Origin of the sequence: Mesorhizobium sp. M0496 (assembly GCF_040321205.1) — a bacterium.
Lineage (GTDB): Bacteria > Pseudomonadota > Alphaproteobacteria > Rhizobiales > Rhizobiaceae > Mesorhizobium.
Genome location: NZ_JAMYRC010000011.1, coordinates 61,201 through 80,078 on the forward strand (window position 1 = coordinate 61,201; position 18,878 = coordinate 80,078).

Consider the following 18,878-nt stretch of genomic DNA (forward strand, 5'->3'; position numbering starts at 1 on the left):
GGCCCCTGCGCACATTGCAGGCAGTGAGGGTACCGAGATGGAGTTGAGTGCAAATCGTGCGGCGCATCGGCGGGTCCAGGGATTGGTGGTCGCATCGCTCTCGACCCTGCTTTGCACCCAAGCCCTTGCGCAGGATGCCACGACCGAACTCAACCCGATCAATGTCGAGGGACAGGCCGACAGCTCCATTGGCCCGGATGACGGCTACATCGCCAAGAATACCACCACCGGCTCGAAGACCGACACGCCGCTGAAGGAAATTCCGCGGTCGATTTCGGTGGTGACCCGCAAGCAGCTCGACGACCGCCAGCCGGGGCAGCTTGAGGACGCCTTGTCCTATCTTGCCGGCGTTACCATTTCGCCATGGGGCATCGACGATCGCTTCGACCAATGCCTGATTCGTGGGTTCGACCTCTGTACCTCGGCGATCTATCGCGACGGGCTGCCGCAGAAGGTGGTCGACTTCTCCGGCTTCAAGATCGAGCCCTATGGGCTGGAGCGAATCGAGGTGCTGAAGGGACCGTCCTCGGTGCTCTACGGCGAGAACGAGGCTGGCGGCATGGTCAATGCCGTCACCAAACGGCCGACCGACAAGCCGATCTATGACGGCTTCCTCAGCTATGGCAGCTTCAACACGGTCGAGGCCGGGCTGGATATCGGAGGCCCGATCGACGATGCCGGCGTGTGGTCCTACCGGCTGACCGGTCTGGTTCGCAACGGTGAGCTCGAAACCGACTATTCCCGCAACGACCGCATCTTCGTCGCGCCAGCGCTGAAGTGGCAGCCGGATGCGCAGACCTCCCTGACCATCCTGGCCAACTACCAGTGGGACAAGCTGGCCCCGATTCAGTTCCTGCCGGCGCAGTATGGCAATCTGCCGCGTAGTTTCTTCAGCGGCTCGCCCGACTTCGACCGCTTCGATGCCAACCATGGTTCGATCGGCTATCAGTTCAGCCATGAGTTCGACGACCATTGGACGGTGCGGCAAAACCTGCGCTACTCGCAGCAGGACACCGACTACCGGCAGCTCTATTATGGCGAATGGCTTGGTGGCCCGGACATGATCGACGACCATACGATGTCGCGCACCCTGTTCACCGTGGATGAGACGGCAACGCTGTTCAACGTCGACAACCAGGCCGAATACAAGGCTGACTTCGGTGTGGTCGAAAACAAGCTGTTGTTCGGTCTCGATTACAGCAGACAGTCGGTCGACGGGCGGAACGGCTACGGTGAGGGTCCACCGCTGGACACCCAGAACCCGGACTACTCGATCCCGGTCACGGCACCGAGTCTCATCATTACAGACCGCAAGCAAACGATCGGCCAGGTCGGTCTCTATGCACAAAACCAGGCCAAGATCGCCGACCACTGGGTCCTGACCCTCGGCGGGCGGCAGGCCTGGATCGACACCACCAATCTGGACCGGATTGGCACGGGAAGCTACGACCAGAAGGACCACGCCTTCACCGGCAATGTCGGCATCGGCTATCTCTTCGACAACGGCCTGACGCCCTACGCCAGCTATGCCGAATCCTTCACCACCAATATCGGCCCAACCCAGTCGGGAGACGCGCTGCTGCCCTCGCTGGGGAAGCAGTACGAAGTCGGCGTGAAATACGAGCCGACCTTCTTCCCCGGCTTCATCACCGCTTCGCTGTTCGACCTGCGCAAGACCAACGTGCCGACGGCAGCAGCCAATCCCGTCTACCAGGTGCAGACCGGAGAAGTCCGCCATCGTGGCCTGGAGATCGAGGCCAATGCCGATCTGGCTTTCGGCCTCAGCATGATTGCGGCCTATACCTATCTCGACGCGGAGATAACCAGCGATGCCGCCGACATCATCGGCAACCGCCCGGCCAGGGTACCGGAACACCAGGCATCGCTATGGGCCAATTACGAGGTTGGCAGCGGCGTGCTCGAAGGCCTGAGCGTCGGCGCCGGCGTGCGCTACATCGGCGCCAGCTTCGGCGACAATGCGAACACAGTCAGCGTGCCCGGCCATGCGCTGGTCGACGCGGCGCTGCGCTACAAGAAGAATGGCTGGCAGGCGGCGCTCAATGTCTCCAACCTGTTCGACAAGACCTACTATTCGACTTGCTACGAGGCCGGCAGCAATCCCGACCTCAGCTGCATCTATGGCGAAGGCCGTGTCATCAAGGGCAGCCTCAGCATGAAGTTCTGATGCATGTCGGCCTGCCCGCCTCGACTGGCAGTGATCTGGCATGCATCGAACAGCCGTCTGAAGCGCGTCGCATGAACCCGTGGCGATGCGACGCGTCCAGGCCGCGATTGGACGCGACCCTGTTCTCCATCCGCACTGGCGGTCAAGCGATTCGGCTCGTCACGGCCCTGTGCGACTTCATCCCCGCCAAAAATCACTGCCCGCAAAGGCCAATCCACGTCCCGCATCATTTTTCCTCCACGAACGCATTCCATGATAGAGGGGTCCACGGTTCGCCTTTGGGCAGCCGTGTCCTGGGTTGCCTGAGACCAAAGACGGCCAGGACACGAATCAAAAAAAGCCGGCGGCAAGCCGAGGCCTGAAGACGTCAAGGACCGGTCGAACGCATCAAGGCAGCGCGGATCGGGTTGCGCTCGGCAAGGCTTGATGATTTGTTGCCGCTATACGGAGAACGAATGATGCGAGAGCCTGCCGGTCAAGACGAATACGGGTCGACGAACCCCTTCGATCCGGACGACCTGCCGACGTTGAACGCGATCGGTCCGAGCATGGGAAGCGGCAACGATTTCGAGAAATACGCCGTTGCCGTGATCATCGTGTTCGGCGCGCTGATCATTGGCGGGCTGATGGCCGCATCGATGGTCTTCGGGCACCGCAACGGCTTCCTCTTCGCGCTTGGCGGCGCCACGTCTGCCTGGATATCCGGAAACGCGCTGCTGCTCGACCGGCCGCGCATCTACGCCCTGTTCGTCGGCATTGCCGCCGTGATGCTGATTGCCTCCACCATCACGCTGGTCTTGTGACGACCATCGCTTCTATGCGCCAAGCCGCTTGAGCAGCGAGCGATCAACCCGAATCGCTACGCTGCTCCAAGCCCATCTCCAGCCTCGCTAACCTCAATATCCGAGCGCTTCGCCAGAGGCCGCGCGGCTGTCGATGGCGCCGTTATAGCGCGCACCGCCACCCTTCTCGATCTCCGCCAGGCTCTTGCCGCCAACCAGGATGCCCGCCGCCTGGCCCCAGGTCTGGTCAGCGAGATCAAGGTGATAGCCCATGCCGGCCAGCAGCTTTTCGGTATCCGGCGAGAGGCCAAACGGCTCGACATAGACCTTGTCGGGCAGCCACTGATGGTGGATGCGCGGCGCGTCGATCGCCTCCTGGATGTTCATGTCATGGTCGATGACGTTGATGATGGCTTCCAGCGTGATGGTGATGATGCGTGAGCCGCCGGGGCTGCCTATGACCATGAACGGCTTGCCGTCCTTGGCCACCACAGTCGGGCTCATCGATGAAAGCGGCGTCTTCTTCGGCTGGATGGCATTGGCCTCGCCCTGGACCAGGCCATAGAGGTTGGGTACGCCCGGCTTCTGGGTGAAATCATCCATCTCGTTGTTGAGCAGGATGCCGGTGCCGTCGGCGACGACGCCGGCGCCGAAGGAACCGTTCAGCGTGTAGGTGACGGCGACCGCGTTGCCATCATTGTCGATGATCGAATAGTGGGTCGTCTCCTTGCTCTCGCCAAAACCCTTGGGCATCAGATCCTGCGACACGCCGGCCCGGAACGGGTCGATCTTTTCGCGGATATCCTTGGCATAGGCCTTATCAAGCAATTTCGAGACCGGATTGTCGACGAAATCGGGATCGCCGAGCGCCGAATTGCGGTCGACATAGGCGTAGCGCATCGCCTCGACCATGACATGCACCGTTTCGGCGGAACCTGCACCGAGATAGGATAAGGGATAGCCTTCCAGCACGTTCAGGATTTCGCAGATGATGACGCCGCCGGAGCTCGGCGGCGGCGAAGAGGTGATCTCGTAGCCGCGATAGGTGCAGGTTACCGGCTTCAGTTCGCGGACCGCATATTGCTCGAAGTCCGGCTTGGCGAGGATGCCGCCCTTGGCACCACTCGCCTTGACGATGGCATCGGCGATGGCGCCCTTGTAAAAGGCATCCGGACCTTTTTCGGAAATGGCGGCGAGCGACGCCGCAAGGTCAGGCTGGATCAGGCGCTCGCCAATGCCATGGGGCTTGCCGTCGGGTTTCAGGAAGATGGCGGCAGCCGCGGGGTCCTTGGCCAGCCTGTCGGCACTGCCGGCAAACGAGGCGGCGTCGCCCTGATTGAGGACGAACCCGTCCTTGGCATAGCCGATTGCCGGCGCCATCAGATCCTGTCGGGACAATGTGCCGTATTTTTCGCGCGCCATCTCGAAACCAGCCACCGAGCCCGGCACGCCGACGGCGAGATAGCCGTCGAGACTGGCACCCTTCACCGGGTTGCCATCCTTGTCGAGATACATGGTCTTGGTCGCCGCCAGTGGCGCCCGTTCGCGGAAATCGAGAAAGGTCGATTTGCCGTCCTTGAAGCGGATGGTCATGAAGCCGCCGCCGCCAATATTGCCGGCATTGGGGTAGACGACGGCGAGCGCATAACCGACGGCAACCGCCGCATCGACAGCATTGCCGCCCTTCTTCAAGACCTCGATGCCGACTTCGGACGCCAGGTGCTGGGCCGTAACCACCATCCCGTGCTCGCCCTTGGCCGGCGCCGGTGAGGCGGCGAAGACGCTCGTCAGCGGCGCCAGGGCGAAAGTGATGGAGAGACTGACGGCGATCAGGGTTCGACGGTTGAGAGGCATGGCGGTTCTCCGGGCGGGGGTGCGCCTAGAAGAGCCCCTGGAATCAATCGAGTCCATTCACAAAATGGTCCCTCACGAAGCAAAACGGTGAGGGCAATATCGGCTGGGAGTTCGCCTCAGACAATGCCGCCCGAACCGCCAGCGACCGCCGGGCGTTCCGCGGCGACCTTGGCGCGGTAGCCCGCCGCCCGATAGGCCGCGACCGGATCGATCGCGCCGCCCGTCCTCAGCCTCGCCATGGCGAGAATCGGCTCAACATCGGTGCGGTAGGCGGCCTTCAGCGTCTGCGTCGCCATCAGGGCGTCGTTGGCGTCCTGGAAGCCTGCCAGCTCCTTGCGATCGACCAGCAGCGCCTGCGCATAGGCGCGCTGCACCTCGACTGCCGACAGCATCAGGCTTTCGATGGGATCAGTGACGTTGTGGCTCTGGTCAAGCATATGGGCGGGATCAAAACCCTCGGCGCCCGAAAGCTCCGCATCGACCAGTTCGTTGAAGACAAGGAACAGCCGGTAGGGGTCGATCGAGCCGGCATCGAGATCGTCGTCGCCATATTTCGAATCGTTGAAGTGGAAGCCGCCGAGTTTCTTGAACTGGATCAGCCGCGAGACGATCATCTCGATGTTGACGTTGGGCGCATGGTGGCCAAGGTCGACGAGGCAGAATGCCTTGTCGCCCAGTTCCCTAGCGATGATGTAGTTGGTGCCCCAGTCCTGCACAACGGTGGAATAGAAGGCCGGCTCGTACATTTTGTGCTCGCTGAATAGCTTCCAGTCGGCGGGCAGCCCAGCATAGATCTCCTTCATGGCGTCGAGATAGCGCTCGAACGCCTTGGCGAAATTCACCTGACCGGGAAAGTTCGAACCGTCGCCGATCCACACCGTCAGCGCCTTGGAACCCAGCGTCTTGCCGATCTCGATGCATTCGAGATTGTGCTCGACCGCTTGCCGGCGCGTGCCGGCATCGGCATGCGACAGCGAGCCGAATTTGTAGGAGAGCGTCTGGTCCTTCGCATCCGAAAAGGTGTTGGAGTTCATGGCGTCGAAGCCGAGGCCGAAGCGTGCTGCCGCCTGTTTCAGTCGGTTCGGATCGGCCTTGTCCCAAGGAATGTGCAGCGAGACGGTCGGGGTCGCCTGCGTCAATTGCCTGATGACGGCGCAGTCCTCGATCTTGTCGAAGATGTCGCGCGGCTCGCCGGCACCGGGGAAACGGGCAAAGCGGGTGCCGCCTGTGCCGACGCCCCAGGACGGGATCGCCACGGCGAATTTTTCGACCTTGTCGCGGATGGCGTCGATGGCGATGCCGCGGCGGTCGAGGCGCTCGCCGAGCGAGGTGTAGTCGCGCTCAAGGTTGGCTTTGCGCGCGGCATTGTCCTTGTCGACGATGTCGGCGGAGATGATGGATTCGGACACTGCTGTTCCTCCCAAAATGCGTTCAGTCAGCGCTGCCTCTCATCCGCCTGCCGGCATCTTCTCCCCGTAAACGGGGGAGAAGGGAAGCGCTCCGGCATCGGCGGCGGCGCCTTCAAACGATTATCGCGTAAAGCTCTGGGCGTTGCCCGCGTCGACATTGATGATGTTGCCGGTCGACTTGGCCGACATGTCGGAGGCGAAGAAATAGATCGCCTCGGCGATGTCTTCCGGGAAGACCGAACGCTTCAGCATCGAACGCGAGCGATAATGCTCCTCAAGATCGTCGGTCGACATCTTGTAGGCGGCGGCGCGCTGTTCCTTCCATTCGCCGGTCCAGATCTTCGAGCCGCGAAGCACCGCGTCCGGGTTGACGACATTGACCCTGATCTGCGCTTCCGCGCCCTCCAGTGCCAGGCAGCGGGCGAGATGAATCTCGGCGGCCTTTGCGGTGCAATAGGCGGCGGCGTTGGGCGAGGCGGCAAGGCCATTCTTGGACGCGACGAAGACGACGTTGCCGCCGATGTTCTGCACGCGAAACAGCCGGAACGCTTCCCGCGAGACCAGAAAATAACCGGTCGACAGGATATCCATATTCTTGTTCCACAGCGCCAGCGTCGTCTCCTCGATCGGCGCCGAGGAGGCGAGGCCTGCGTTCGACACCAGAATGTCGATGCCGCCGAACTCGACCGCCATCTCGGCAAAGCCGGAGATAACCTGCTCCTCCGAGGTGACGTTGATCGGCACCGGCCGGACGAAATCCTTGCCATAGGCTTTGGACAATTCGTCGTTGGCGCTGGCGAGCGCTGTCTCGTCGATGTCGGCCAGCACGACGCAGGCGCCTTCGCGCAGCAGCCGGTTGGCCGTCGCGCGGCCAATGCCGCCGGCGCCGCCGGTGACCAGCGCGATCTGGCCGGCAAGAGCTTTTGGTTTCGGCATGCGCTGCAGCTTCAGATCCTCGAGCAGCCAGTATTCGATGTCGAAGGCTTCCTGTGCGGGCAGGCCGACATAGGACGAGACAGTCGAGGCGCCGCGCATGACGTTGATGGCGTTGACGTAGAACTCGCCCGAAATGCGCGCCGTCGCCTTGTCGCCGGCGAAAGTGAACATGCCGACGCCGGGCATCAGGTAGACGACGGCATTGGGATCGCGGATGGCGGGCGAGTCGGCATGCTTGCAGCTGTCGTAATAGGCCTGATAGCCGACACGATACGCCGCAACGTCGTCGGCGAGGCGCGCAATGACGGCGTCGACATCGGGTTTTGCCGGATCGAACCCGATGACCAGCGGACGGATCTTGGTGCGCAGGAAATGGTCAGGGCACGATGTGCCGAGTGCCGCCAGCGGCCGCAAATCCCTGGAGTTGACGAATTCGAGCACGGCGGCGGAATCGTCGAAATGGCCTGTTTTGTGGCTCTTTTCCGAGATCAGGCCGCGGATTTTCGGCATCAGTTTTGCCGCGATGGCACGACGTTCGGCCGCGTCGAGCGACTTGACTATCTCACCGCCGAAGATGGCGAGGCCCTCGGAGCGGCGCTCGAACCATTCGATCGCCTGGTTGATCACCGAGATCGTCGTCTCGTAGCATTCCCGAGGGGTGTCGCCCCAGGTGAACAGGCCATGGCTTTCCAGGATGACACCCTTGGCCGCGGGATGTTCGAGACAGAACTTCTCCAGCCACAGGCCGAGTTCGAAGCCCGGACGCTTCCACGGCAGCCAGCCGATGGCGTCGCCGAAGATCTCCTTGGTCAGCGCCTTGGAATCCTTGGCAGCGGCAATGGCGATGATGGCATCGGGATGCATGTGATCGACATAGGGTTTCGGCACGAAGGCATGCAGCGGCGTGTCGATCGAAGCCGCGCGCGGATTGAGATTGAAGGTGCAGTGCGGCAGGAAGCCGACCATTTCGTCTTCGTGCTCAACGCCGCGATAAAGGCCTTTGAGCGCGCGCAGCTTGTCCATGTAGAGGGTGGCAAAGCCGTCGAGCTTGATAGAGGCGCTGTCGCCGCCCGAGCCCTTGACCCAAAGCACTTCGGCGTCCTCGCCGGTGAGCGGGTCTTTTTGCCATATCTTCGAGGACGTGTTGCCGCCGCCATAGTTGGTGACGCGCTTGTCCGAGCCAAGCACATTGGAGCGATAGACGAGCCGTTCGGGCTCGCTCATCGCTTGAGCCTTGGCCTCGTCCCACAGATTGGCGAGGCGCGCGCCGGTGCGCTTGTCGAGCATATGCAATCCTCCCGAAAGGCACGCAAACGGTGCGGCCAATTTGGCCCGAATTTCCACGGAAGCAGCCGGTTTGTCAATCACAAACGATCAATATCGATCATATTGCACTGCACAATGAAATTATATGATCGGAAATGATTGACACTGCGCGTTTTGGGTGCCTAGATGTTCAGGCAGGGAGGAACCATGCACGAAAAAGAGCGCCACAGAATCATTCTGTCCGCCGTCCAGGAAAAACCTGTGGTGACGGTGCAGGAGATGGTCGACCTGACGGAGTCCTCCGAGGCGACGATCCGGCGTGACATCGCGGCGCTCCATGTCCAGAAGCGCCTGCGCCGGGTGCGTGGCGGCGCTGAAGCAATCTCGCCGCCGCAGTTCATTGGGCTGGCCGGCCGGCCCTTTTCCGTGAACGAAACGATCAACGCCTCGCAGAAGCGGGCAATCGCGAGTGAAGCGGTCGAGCTGTGCAAGGACGGTGAGCCGATCATCATCAATGGCGGCACCACCACCTTCCAGATGGTGCATTTCCTGACCGGCCGCCGCATGCCGATCTTCACAAATTCGTTCCCGATCGCAGAGCACCTGCTCAAGCACTCCAAGAATACGGTGATGCTGTCTGGAGGTACCATTTATCGCGAGCAGAACATCATCCTGTCGCCCTTCGACAATGACGTGACGCGCAATTTCTATGCGCGCCGCATGTTCATGGGCGCGCAAGGGCTTGGGCCGCTCGGGTTGATGGAAGGCGACCCGCTGCTGATCCAGGCGGAGCAGAAGCTGATCGACCAGGCCGACGAACTGGTGGTGCTGGTCGATTCCTCGAAATTCCGCAAACGCTCCAGCCTGATCCTGTGCGGCCTGTCGCGCATCGCCACGGTCATCACCGATGACGGTATCGAGGATCGCGAAGCCAAGATGTTAGAGACCGCCGGCGTGACGCTGATCGTCGCCCGCAAGTCGGCAAAGGAAGAATCTTCACTGCAGGCCTGAGACACCCTCACGCCCGCAGCGGTGATGGAATGCAACGCTCAAGGGAGGATATACGATGAGCTTCTTGAAGAAATTGATGGTAACGGCGGCCTTTTCAGCCGCCATGTTCGTGAATGCCGCCTACGCCGAAAACGTCAAGATCGCGCTGGTGGTAAAATCGCTCGGCAACGGCTTCTTCGACGCCGCCAACAAGGGCGCCGAAGAGGCGGCCAAGGAACTCGGCGATGTCGACGTCATCTATACCGGCCCGACCAAGGCAACCGCCGAAGCGCAGATCGAAGTGGTCAATTCGCTGATCGCCCAGAAGGTCAACGCCATCGCCATTTCGGCCAATGACGCCGACGCGCTGGTGCCAGTACTGAAGAAGGCCATGGATCGCGGCATCACCGTCATCTCGTGGGATTCGGGCGTCGCCAAGGAAGGCCGCCAGCTGCATCTCAACCCGTCCGACACCGGCTTGATCGGCGAGACCATCATCAAGCTTGCCGCCGATTACCTGCCGGAAGGCGGCGAAGTCGCCATCCTGTCGGCCTCCTCGACCGCCACCAACCAGAACGCCTGGATCGATGCGGCCAAGAAAATCCTGCCGGAGAAGTTCCCCAAGATCAAGCTCGTCGCCACCGTCTATGGCGATGACGATTCGGCCAAGAGCACGGACGAGGCCAAGGGCCTGTTGAAGTCCTATCCGAATCTCAAGGCGATCATCGCGCCGACCACCGTCGGCGTTGTCGCCGCCGCCCAGGTCGTCACCGACGAGAACCTGATCGGCAAGGTCAATGTCACCGGTCTGGCGCTGCCGTCCGAGTTCAAGAAGTTCATCGACAACGGTTCCAGCCAGGCGGTCGCACTGTGGAACCCGATCGACCTCGGCTACTCTGCCATCTACCTCGCCCATGATCTGGCGGTGAAGAAGGAAGAGGCCAAGCCTGGTGCCACGCTGTCGATCGGCCGCGTCGGCAAAGTTACGCTCGACGACACCAACTCGGCTGCGATGGCTCCGCCCTTCCAGTTCGACAAGTCGAACATCGAGAAGTTCTCCAAGATCTATTGATCCCGGACGCTCTTCAAACTGGCGCGGCGGTCCCAAAAATCCCGCCGCGACTTCAAACGAACCTTGTTTCAGGGCTTGATACGACTATGGACACGACAGCCCAACACAGCGCGGCAACCGAACGGCCTCCGGCCTTGGCTCCACGCCTGACGCTGTCCGGCATCTCCAAGAACTTTCCCGGCGTGCGCGCGCTGCACAATGTCAGCCTGTCGCTCTATCCGGGCCAGGTGACCGCGCTGATCGGTGAGAACGGTGCCGGCAAGTCGACCCTGGTCAAGATCATGACCGGCATCTACCAACCCGACACGGGCACGATCAGCATCGGCGGCGAGGCGGTCACGCTGCCCAGCGCGCATGCCGCCTTCGGCTATGGCGTCACCGCCATCCACCAGGAAACCGTGCTGTTCGACGATTTGACGGTTGCTGAAAACATCTTTCTCGGCCACGCGCCACGTACGCGTTTCGGCACCATCGACTGGCGCACGATGCGCAAGAATGCACGCGAAGTGCTCGACATCATGCATGCCGGCCATATCGACGCCGACGCGCGGCTGAAGGACCTCGGCATCGCCAACAAACATCTGGTCGCCGTGGCGCGGGCCATGTCGATCGATGCGCAGATCGTCATCATGGACGAGCCGACCGCCGCCCTTTCGATGAAGGAGATCGAGGAGCTTTTCCTGCTGATCGAATTCCTCAAAAGCGAAGGCAAGGCGATCCTGTTCATCAGCCACAAGTTCGACGAGATCTACCGCATTGCGGATCGCTACACGGTGTTCCGCGACGGCGAGATGGTCGGTGAAGGTCTCATCAAGGATGCCGGCCAGAGCCAGATCGTGCGCCTGATGGTCGGCCGCGCGGTCGACCACATCTTTCCGCAGCGCAAAGCCGAGATCGGCGCGCCGGTGCTGTCCGTCTCCGGCCTGTCGCATCCGACCGAGTTCAACGACATCGGCTTCGAATTGCACAAGGGCGAGATCCTCGGCTTCTACGGCCTTGTCGGCGCCGGGCGCAGCGAGGTGATGCAGGCGATATCGGGCATCACCCGCACGTCAGCCGGCACGATCACGCTGGAAGGCAATGTGATCGCGCCGAGATCGGCGGCGGATTCGATCGATGCCGGCATCGTCTACGTGCCCGAGGAACGCGGCAAGCAGGGCGTGGTGATCGGCCTGCCGATCTTCCAGAACATCTCGCTGCCTTCGCTCAAGCGCACCTCAAGATCCGGCCTGCTGCGGCTGGCGGAGGAGTTTTCGCTCGCCCGCTCCTACACCGAGCGGCTCGACCTGCGCGCCTCCTCGCTCAGCCAGGATGTCGGCACGCTGTCGGGCGGCAACCAGCAGAAGATCGTCATCGCCAAATGGCTGGCGACCGCGCCCAAGGTGATCATCCTGGACGAGCCGACCAAGGGCATCGACATCGGCTCCAAGGCCGCCGTGCACGGCTTCATGGCCGAGCTGGTGGCGCAGGGTCTGTCGGTGATCATGGTGTCATCCGAACTGCCCGAAATCCTCGGCATGTCCGACCGCGTCGTCGTCATGCGCGAGGGTCTCGTTGCAGCGGTCTACGACAACAAGGGGCTGGACGCCGAGACGCTGGTCAGGACGGCAGCAGGGATCGCGGCATGAAAGCGTTTTTCAAATACCGTGAAATCTGGCTGTTCGCGGCCATCATCGTGCTGATCGGATTGATCTCGACGCGCTTCCCAGCCTTTGCCGACTCCGGCAATTTGCGCCAGGTGTTCAACGACACCTCGATCCTGATGATCCTGGCGCTTGGCCAGATGGTGGTCATCCTGACCCGGTCGATCGATCTGTCGATGGCGTCCAACCTCTGCTTCACCGGCATGGTGGTGGCGATGCTGAACGCCGCGCATCCGGCAATCCCGATCCCGCTGCTGATCGTTATTGCGCTGCTGGTCGGCCTGTTGCTCGGCGCCATCAACGGCCTGCTGGTCTGGCGGCTGAACATCCCCTCGATCGTGGTGACATTGGGCACGCTGACCATCTATCGCGGCGCCACCTTCGTCCTGTCCGGCGGCGCCTGGGTCAATGCCGACAAGATGAGCCCGGACTTCATCGGCTTCCAGCGTGCAGCGTTCCTCGGCATCCCAGTGCTGTCCTGGATCGCCATCCTGGTCATCGCGCTGTTCTTCGTCCTGATGACGCGCACCGCGCTCGGCCGCTCGATCTATGCCATCGGCGTCAACCCGACGGCCTCGGTCTATGCCGGCATCGATGTCGGCCGCACGAAGTTCATCGTCTTCTGCATCTCCGGCATGATCGGCGGCCTCTCGGGCTATCTCTGGATCTCGCGCTATGTGATCGCCTCGGTCGAGGTCGCCAACGGCTACGAGCTCAACATCATCGCCGCCTGCGTCATCGGCGGCATATCGATCGCCGGCGGCATCGGTTCGGTCGGCGGCGCGGTGCTCGGCGCGCTGTTCCTCGGCATCATCTCCAACGCACTGCCGGTCATAAACATCTCGCCCTTCTGGCAGATGGCGATCTCGGGCAGCGCCATCATTCTGGCCGTCGTGCTCAACGCGCGCGGCGAACGCCGGCAGGGCCGCATCATCCTGAGAAAGATGGAGGCGGTGACATGACCGACATCCCTGCCCCGCGCCACATTCCCGACCGGCTCGACAAGCCGCTGCGTTCGGCGATCTTTTCCTGGGAAGCGCTGCTGGTCGTGGTGGCGGTGGCGATCTTCGCCATCAACAGCTTCGCCTCGCCCTATTTCCTCGACCCGTACTCGCTGTCCGATCTCACCTTCAATTTCACCGAGAAGGGCCTGATCGCGTTCGCCATGGCGCTGCTGATCATTTCAGGCGAGATCGACCTGTCGGTGGCGGCCATCATCGCGCTGGCGTCGACCATGATGGGCATGGCGGTGCAGGCCGGCGCCGACACACCGGTGCTGGTGCTGATCGGCATCGTCGTCGGGCTCGGCTGCGGCGCCTTCAACGGGTTGCTGGTGACAAGGCTCGGCCTGCCCTCCATCGTCGTCACCATCGGCACGATGAGCCTGTTTCGCGGCATCGCCTTCATCATTCTCGGCGACCAGGCCTACAAGGGCTACTCCGAGAGCTTCGCCTTCTTCGGCCAAGGCTATGTCTGGTGGGTGGTGTCGTTCGAACTTGTGCTCTTCCTGATCGCGGCCGTCGTCTACTGGTTCCTTCTGCACCGCACGAGTTTCGGCCGACGCGTCTTTGCCATCGGCAACAATCCGATAGCTGCACAATTTTCCGGCGTGCGCGTCGGCCGCACCAAGTTCATCCTGTTCTGCCTGACCGGGCTGATGTCGGGCATCGCCTCGGTGCTGATCACCTCGCGGCTGGGTTCGACGCGGCCCTCGATCGCACAGGGCTATGAGTTGGAAGTCATCACCATGGTGGTGCTCGGCGGCGTCAGCATCCTCGGCGGTGCCGGCAGCATCCTGGGCGTCGTGCTCGCCGCTTTCATCATGGGGCTGGTGACCTTCGGGCTTGGCCTCCTCAACGTGCCCGGCATCGTCATGTCGATCTTCATCGGCCTGCTGCTGATCATCGTCATCGCGCTGCCGATCGTCTGGCGGCGGCTGCGTGGTAACAGCTGATGTCGCAGAAATATGCGTTCAAGATGAAGCTGAAGCCCGGCATGAAGGCCGAGTACAAGAAGCGCCACGACGAGATCTGGCCGTCGCTGGTCGCACTGCTGAAGCAGGCCGGCGTCTCCGATTATTCCATCCATCTCGACGAAGAGACGAGCATTCTGTTCGGCGTGCTGTGGCGGCGAGACGACCACGGCATGGGCGAATTGCCGAAGCATCCGGTGATGCAGCGCTGGTGGGCCCACATGGCCGACATCATGGAAACCAAGCCGGACAACGAACCGGTGGCCGTGCCGCTGGAAACCGTGTTCCATATGGCATGAGCGCGATACGCCACATCGCCGTCATCGACATCGGCAAGACCAACGCCAAGGTGGCGCTGGTCGACCTCGCGACGTTGAGCGAGGTGGCGTTGCGCCGCATGGCGAATGCGCCGGTGCGGCAGGCGCCCTACCCGCACCACGATGTCGAGGCCTTGTGGACGTTCATCCTCGAAAGCCTTGCCGGCCTCAACCGCGAGCAGCGCATCGACGCCATTTCGATTACGACCCATGGCGCGACGGGCGCGCTGGTCGACGCCGCGGGCGAACTGGTGCTGCCGGTGCTCGACTATGAGTTCGACGGCCCCGACAGGCTGGCGGCGGACTATGACACGATCCGCCCACCTTTCGCCGAGACCGGCACGCCGCGCCTGCCGCTCGGCCTCAATCTCGGTGCACAATTCTTCTGGCAGCAGAAAAGCTTCCCGGCGGAATTCGCCAAGGCCACCGCGATGCTGATGTATCCGCAATATTGGGCCTTGCGCCTGACCGGCGTCGCTGCCAACGAGGTGACTTCGCTCGGCTGCCACACGGATCTGTGGAACCCATGGACGGCGGATTTTTCATCACTGGTCGACAGCCTGGAATGGCGCGATCTGATGGCGCCGGTGCGGCCAGCCAGGGATCGCCTCGGCCCGATCCTGCCGGCGCTTGCCGCGCGAACCGGCCTTGACCCGCAAACGCCGGTCTTCTGCGGCCTGCATGATTCCAACGCGTCGCTGCTGCCGCATCTTCTCTCCGACAAACCGCCTTTCTCCGTCGTCTCGACCGGCACCTGGGTGGTGTCGATGGCGGTCGGCGGCAAACAGATTGCGCTGGATGCGGCACGCGACACGCTGGTCAATGTCAACGCATTGGGCGCGCCTGTGCCTTCGGCTCGCTTCATGGGCGGGCGCGAATTTTCCGTGCTGACGAAGGACCAACCAGAGCAGTGGAGCGAAGATGATGTCGGCGCCGTGCTGGCACGAAAGGTGCTGCTGCTGCCATCGACCCAGCAAGGGTCGGGGCCGTTCCCGCACCAGGCCGCGACATGGCTCAACGCCGACGACATGAACAGCGGCCAGCACTTTGCCGCCATCTCGTTCTATCTGGCGTTGATGACGGCGACCTGCCTCGACCTGATCGGCGCCGACGGCCCGACCACAGTCGAAGGGCCCTTTGCCCGCAACCGCCTCTTTGTTGGCATGCTGGCAGCCAGCACGGGACGCGCCGTCGTTGCGTCCGAGGCCGCCACCGGCACCAGCATCGGCGCCGCGCTGCTGGCAACCGGTCAATTGATGGCGCAGGGCAAAGGCGAAAGAATGGAGCGGCCTACCGACCCGGTCTGGTCCGACTACGTCAGTGCCTGGCGCGCCGCGGTCGTAGCGCGGAGCTGACTACAAAATTCGCTTGCCGAAGGCCGACATGACGAAGTTGACGACATCGGCGCCGATCCGTAGCTCCAGATCCGCGGTCAGGCTCGAAACATCCATCGACAGCAGTCCGCCGGAGAGCGCGATCGCCTCCATCGCCTGGTGCGTTTCGCGCACAGTGAGGCCGCCGGAGCCCGCCGCCCAGCCTGCGAATTCGGTTGCGGTCGGCGAATAGCTGACGTGAAACCCTTGCGTGCCGGAGGTGGCGATGCGGATCGCCTCATGCATCAGGTCGCGCATGCCCATGGCGTCGATATCGGTCATGGTGAAGGCCGACACGCGCGAATCCTTCAGCACCCTCGCTTCAGCCGGATCGGCATGGCGCAGGCCAACGATGACGACATTCTCCGGCGACATTTGCGGCTGCAACGCGCCCGCCTTATGGTCGAGACCGAGTGTGCGCGCCAGCACCGAGCCTTCCGGCAGGTCGATGCCGTCCTCTTCCTCGGGCATCAGGGCGGCGATGGAATCGATCCAGATCAGGCCGAAGGAATGCGTCGCGCGCGCCGTTGCGGTCAGCGCCTTGTGGGCGATGCGACGGTCGGCGCCGGCCGTCAGCCGGATCAGCCCCGATGGCGGCCGTTCGACATCGGCGAGTTCCACGACGTCGAAATTCATCGCTTCCAGCCGCGCGCCGGTGCCTTCCCGAGCCAGGATGCCGGCAGCCCCCTGCTCGGCCGTGATCTGCACCATCTTGCGGCCGGAAAAGTCCTCGACGTCATGCATCGGAGCCTTCTCGACATATTCCGAAGTCATCGCCAGCAGCATGGCGCCATAGCTCATGCGGAAGGCGACGCGGTCGCCAACGGTCGGCGGCGGATCGGCATCGGCAACATCCAGCAACAGATGGTCGCTGGAGGCGCCGAGCACCCGTATCCCGTTGGCAATCGGCGTCAACCCCTCGACCAGCACATCCTCGCGGCCGATATTGGCAATGGCGCGCAGCCTGTCGCCCTCGTCGGGGAAGATCGGCTGGTTGCCGAAGGCGTCGTAGCCGGATTGGCCGATCGGCCGTGACGGCTTGAGCTTGACCTCGATGATGTCGCTGGTCAGCCGGCAGGCATCGGGTTCGAGTTCGGCCCATGGCGTGTCGCGGAAAGTCTCGACGCCGCCTTGCAGGATCGCCTCACCGACTCGCAGATTGTTGATGCCGGCCGGCAGTCTGCCTTCGAGCAGCAACGGCAGCGACGACGAGGCGCCGCCGGAAATCCAGTCGAGGCTTTTGCCGGACAGGCGCTCGGTCTTGTAGGCATGGGCGACGAGCTGGCCGAGGTTTTCCGGCGTCGGCATGATGGCGCCGAAACAGCCGAGATTGGTGCCGATGCCAGCAATGCGCACGCCTTTGTATTGCAGGATCTGCTCAACCGTCGGGATCAGGTCATTCGGCCAGATGCCTTCGCGGAGATCGCCGAGGTCGATCATCAGCATGATGTCGTGGACGCGGCCCATGCGTTCGGCAATGCGCGAAATCTCGCGGATTGTGGCGAGTTCCGACTGCAGACTGATATCGACGGTGCGCACCACCTCCTCGACACGCGCCATCGGCGGGCTGCGCAGCAGCATGATCGGCGCGTTGATGCCGCTGTCGCGCAGCCGGCGGATGTTCTCGAAACGCGATTCGGCGATGCCGGCAACGCCGCCACGCAGCATGGCGCGCGCCACTTGCGGCATGCCGCAGGTGCCCTTGGTGACGCCGAATACCTTGATGCCCGATAGCGCGCAACGCCCAACGATGGTGCGCGCATTGCGCTCGATGCGGCCGAGGTCGATGGCGACTTGCGGTCCCGACATCCTAGCCTCCGTAGACCAGCCCTTGCGGGTCGATCTCCGGCTTGCGGCCGGCGACGAGGTCGGCAAGGAATTTTCCCGAGCCGCAGGCCATGGTCCAGCCGACATGGCCGTGGCCGGTGTCGAGATAGAGATTCCCATAGCGCGCCCGGCCGATGACCGGCACGGAGTTCGGCATCATCGGCCGCAGGCCTGCCCACAGCTCCGCCTTCTTCTCGTCGAAGGCACCGGGAAACAGGTCCTTGCCGGTCCTGAACATGGCAGCGAAGTCGCTGGGCTTATGGCTGCGGTCAAAGCCGGTGAATTCGGCGGTCGAGGCGAGCCGCAGCCGGTTGCCAAGCCTGGAATAGGCGATCAACTGGTCTTCGTCGGCGCCGCCCATGGTCGGCCCCTTGCTCTCGTCTTCCAGCGGAATGGTCGCGGTATAACCCTTCACCGGATAGACAGGCAGGTCGATGCCGTAGCGGCGGCCGAGCAGGCCGCTTTCCGGTCCCATCGAGATGACCACGGCATCCCCAGTGATTGGTCCGGCCGAAGTCATCACCGCACTCACCCGGTCGCCCTCGATGGCGAGGCCCTCGACCGTCGTTCCATAGAGAAAGTTCACGCCGAGCTTTTCGGCTGAATAGGCCGCGAGTTTTTCCACGAACTGCCGGGAATCGCCGGTCTGGTCGATCGGCGAATAGACGCCGCCGGCTATCTTTTCCTTCACCCCGGCAAGACCCGGTTCAAGCTCGACCAGCCGCTCGCGGCCGACGATCTCGATCGGCAGGCCATGCTCGGCCAGATAGCGATAATTGTCGGTGCCGGTGTCGAGACTGTGCTGCGAGCGGAAGAAATAGAGGATGCCCTTCTTGCGCTCGTCATAGCGAACGCCGGTCTCGGCGGAGATGGCGTTGATGCAGTCGCGGGAATAGAGCGCCAGGCGCAGCTTGACCCTGCTGTTGGCGCGCAGGCGCTCTTTCGTGCACTGGCGCAGGAAGCGCAGGCTCCAGGCGAGGAAATAGGGATCGAAGCGCAGCCGGACCTTGATGCCGAGATCATGGTTGTAGAGCGCACGCAGGAATGTCTTCAGGGCCGCCGGCGAAGCCCAGGCGGTGGCATCGCCCGGCGACACCAGACCGGCGTTCGATTGGCTGGTGCCGCGCGCCGGCGCCGCATGGCGCTCGATCACGGTGACCTCGTGGCCGTCGCTCGCCAAATAATAGGCGGCGGCCGAACCGACGACACCGGCCCCGAGCACCGTTATTTTCATGCCATTCCCCCAAAAGCT

The 18,878-nt window shown here is 62.7% G+C and carries 14 protein-coding genes; 9 read left to right on the top strand and 5 right to left on the bottom strand.

Annotated features, from left to right (window positions below):
- The first annotated feature begins 43 nt into the window (after window positions 1-43).
- Window positions 44-2,185, top strand: a complete 2,142-nt coding sequence (locus tag NKI73_RS12760; protein ID WP_352630041.1) for a TonB-dependent siderophore receptor — start codon at window positions 44-46, stop codon at window positions 2,183-2,185.
- Window positions 2,186-2,640: 455 nt separating this feature from the next.
- Window positions 2,641-2,988 (top strand): hypothetical protein, encoded by a 348-nt coding sequence (locus tag NKI73_RS12765; RefSeq protein ID WP_352630043.1) that lies wholly within the window; start codon window positions 2,641-2,643, stop codon window positions 2,986-2,988.
- A 93-nt stretch (window positions 2,989-3,081) separates the two neighbouring features.
- Here the strand turns inward: NKI73_RS12765 and ggt are convergent, their stop codons facing one another.
- The 3 genes from ggt to NKI73_RS12780 all read right to left on the bottom strand — a co-directional run bounded on the left by ggt (window position 3,082) and on the right by NKI73_RS12780 (window position 8,453).
- Complete coding sequence (ggt, locus tag NKI73_RS12770) at window positions 3,082-4,821, bottom strand: gamma-glutamyltransferase (protein ID WP_352630044.1); 1,740 nt, start codon at window positions 4,819-4,821, stop codon at window positions 3,082-3,084.
- Window positions 4,822-4,937: 116 nt separating this feature from the next.
- Entirely contained in the window at window positions 4,938-6,230 is a 1,293-nt protein-coding gene (rhaI, locus tag NKI73_RS12775; protein ID WP_352630046.1) for an L-rhamnose catabolism isomerase, read from the bottom strand.
- Between the two features lie 120 nt (window positions 6,231-6,350).
- Entirely contained in the window at window positions 6,351-8,453 is a 2,103-nt protein-coding gene (locus tag NKI73_RS12780) for a bifunctional rhamnulose-1-phosphate aldolase/short-chain dehydrogenase (RefSeq protein WP_352630048.1), read from the bottom strand.
- Window positions 8,454-8,639: 186 nt separating this feature from the next.
- Here NKI73_RS12780 and NKI73_RS12785 point away from each other — a divergent pair, with 186 nt between their 5' ends.
- From NKI73_RS12785 to NKI73_RS12815, 7 genes are all read left to right on the top strand, one after another.
- On the top strand, window positions 8,640-9,443 hold the full coding sequence (locus tag NKI73_RS12785; protein WP_352601277.1) for a DeoR/GlpR family DNA-binding transcription regulator: 804 nt from the start codon (window positions 8,640-8,642) through the stop codon (window positions 9,441-9,443).
- Between the two features lie 55 nt (window positions 9,444-9,498).
- On the top strand, window positions 9,499-10,494 hold the full coding sequence (rhaS, locus tag NKI73_RS12790; protein ID WP_352630050.1) for a rhamnose ABC transporter substrate-binding protein: 996 nt from the start codon (window positions 9,499-9,501) through the stop codon (window positions 10,492-10,494).
- Between the two features lie 86 nt (window positions 10,495-10,580).
- Entirely contained in the window at window positions 10,581-12,122 is a 1,542-nt protein-coding gene (locus tag NKI73_RS12795; RefSeq protein WP_352630052.1) for a sugar ABC transporter ATP-binding protein, read from the top strand.
- On the top strand, window positions 12,119-13,099 hold the full coding sequence (locus NKI73_RS12800) for an ABC transporter permease (RefSeq protein WP_352630054.1): 981 nt from the start codon (window positions 12,119-12,121) through the stop codon (window positions 13,097-13,099). The genes NKI73_RS12795 and NKI73_RS12800 overlap by 4 nt, the downstream gene beginning before the upstream one ends.
- Window positions 13,096-14,091, top strand: coding sequence for an ABC transporter permease (locus NKI73_RS12805; protein WP_352630056.1), 996 nt, complete (start codon window positions 13,096-13,098; stop codon window positions 14,089-14,091). Before NKI73_RS12800 ends, NKI73_RS12805 begins: the two co-directional genes overlap by 4 nt.
- Entirely contained in the window at window positions 14,091-14,408 is a 318-nt protein-coding gene (gene rhaM, locus NKI73_RS12810; protein ID WP_352630059.1) for an L-rhamnose mutarotase, read from the top strand. Before NKI73_RS12805 ends, rhaM begins: the two co-directional genes overlap by 1 nt.
- On the top strand, window positions 14,405-15,781 hold the full coding sequence (locus tag NKI73_RS12815; RefSeq protein WP_352630061.1) for an FGGY-family carbohydrate kinase: 1,377 nt from the start codon (window positions 14,405-14,407) through the stop codon (window positions 15,779-15,781). Before rhaM ends, NKI73_RS12815 begins: the two co-directional genes overlap by 4 nt.
- Here NKI73_RS12815 and NKI73_RS12820 read toward each other — a convergent pair whose 3' ends face one another.
- Window positions 15,782-17,608 (bottom strand): alanine racemase, encoded by a 1,827-nt coding sequence (locus NKI73_RS12820; protein WP_352630063.1) that lies wholly within the window; start codon window positions 17,606-17,608, stop codon window positions 15,782-15,784. It lies immediately after the preceding gene.
- 1 nt (window position 17,609) lies between these two features.
- Window positions 17,610-18,860, bottom strand: coding sequence for a D-amino acid dehydrogenase (locus tag NKI73_RS12825; RefSeq protein ID WP_352630065.1), 1,251 nt, complete (start codon window positions 18,858-18,860; stop codon window positions 17,610-17,612).
- Window positions 18,861-18,878: the final 18 nt, after the last annotated feature.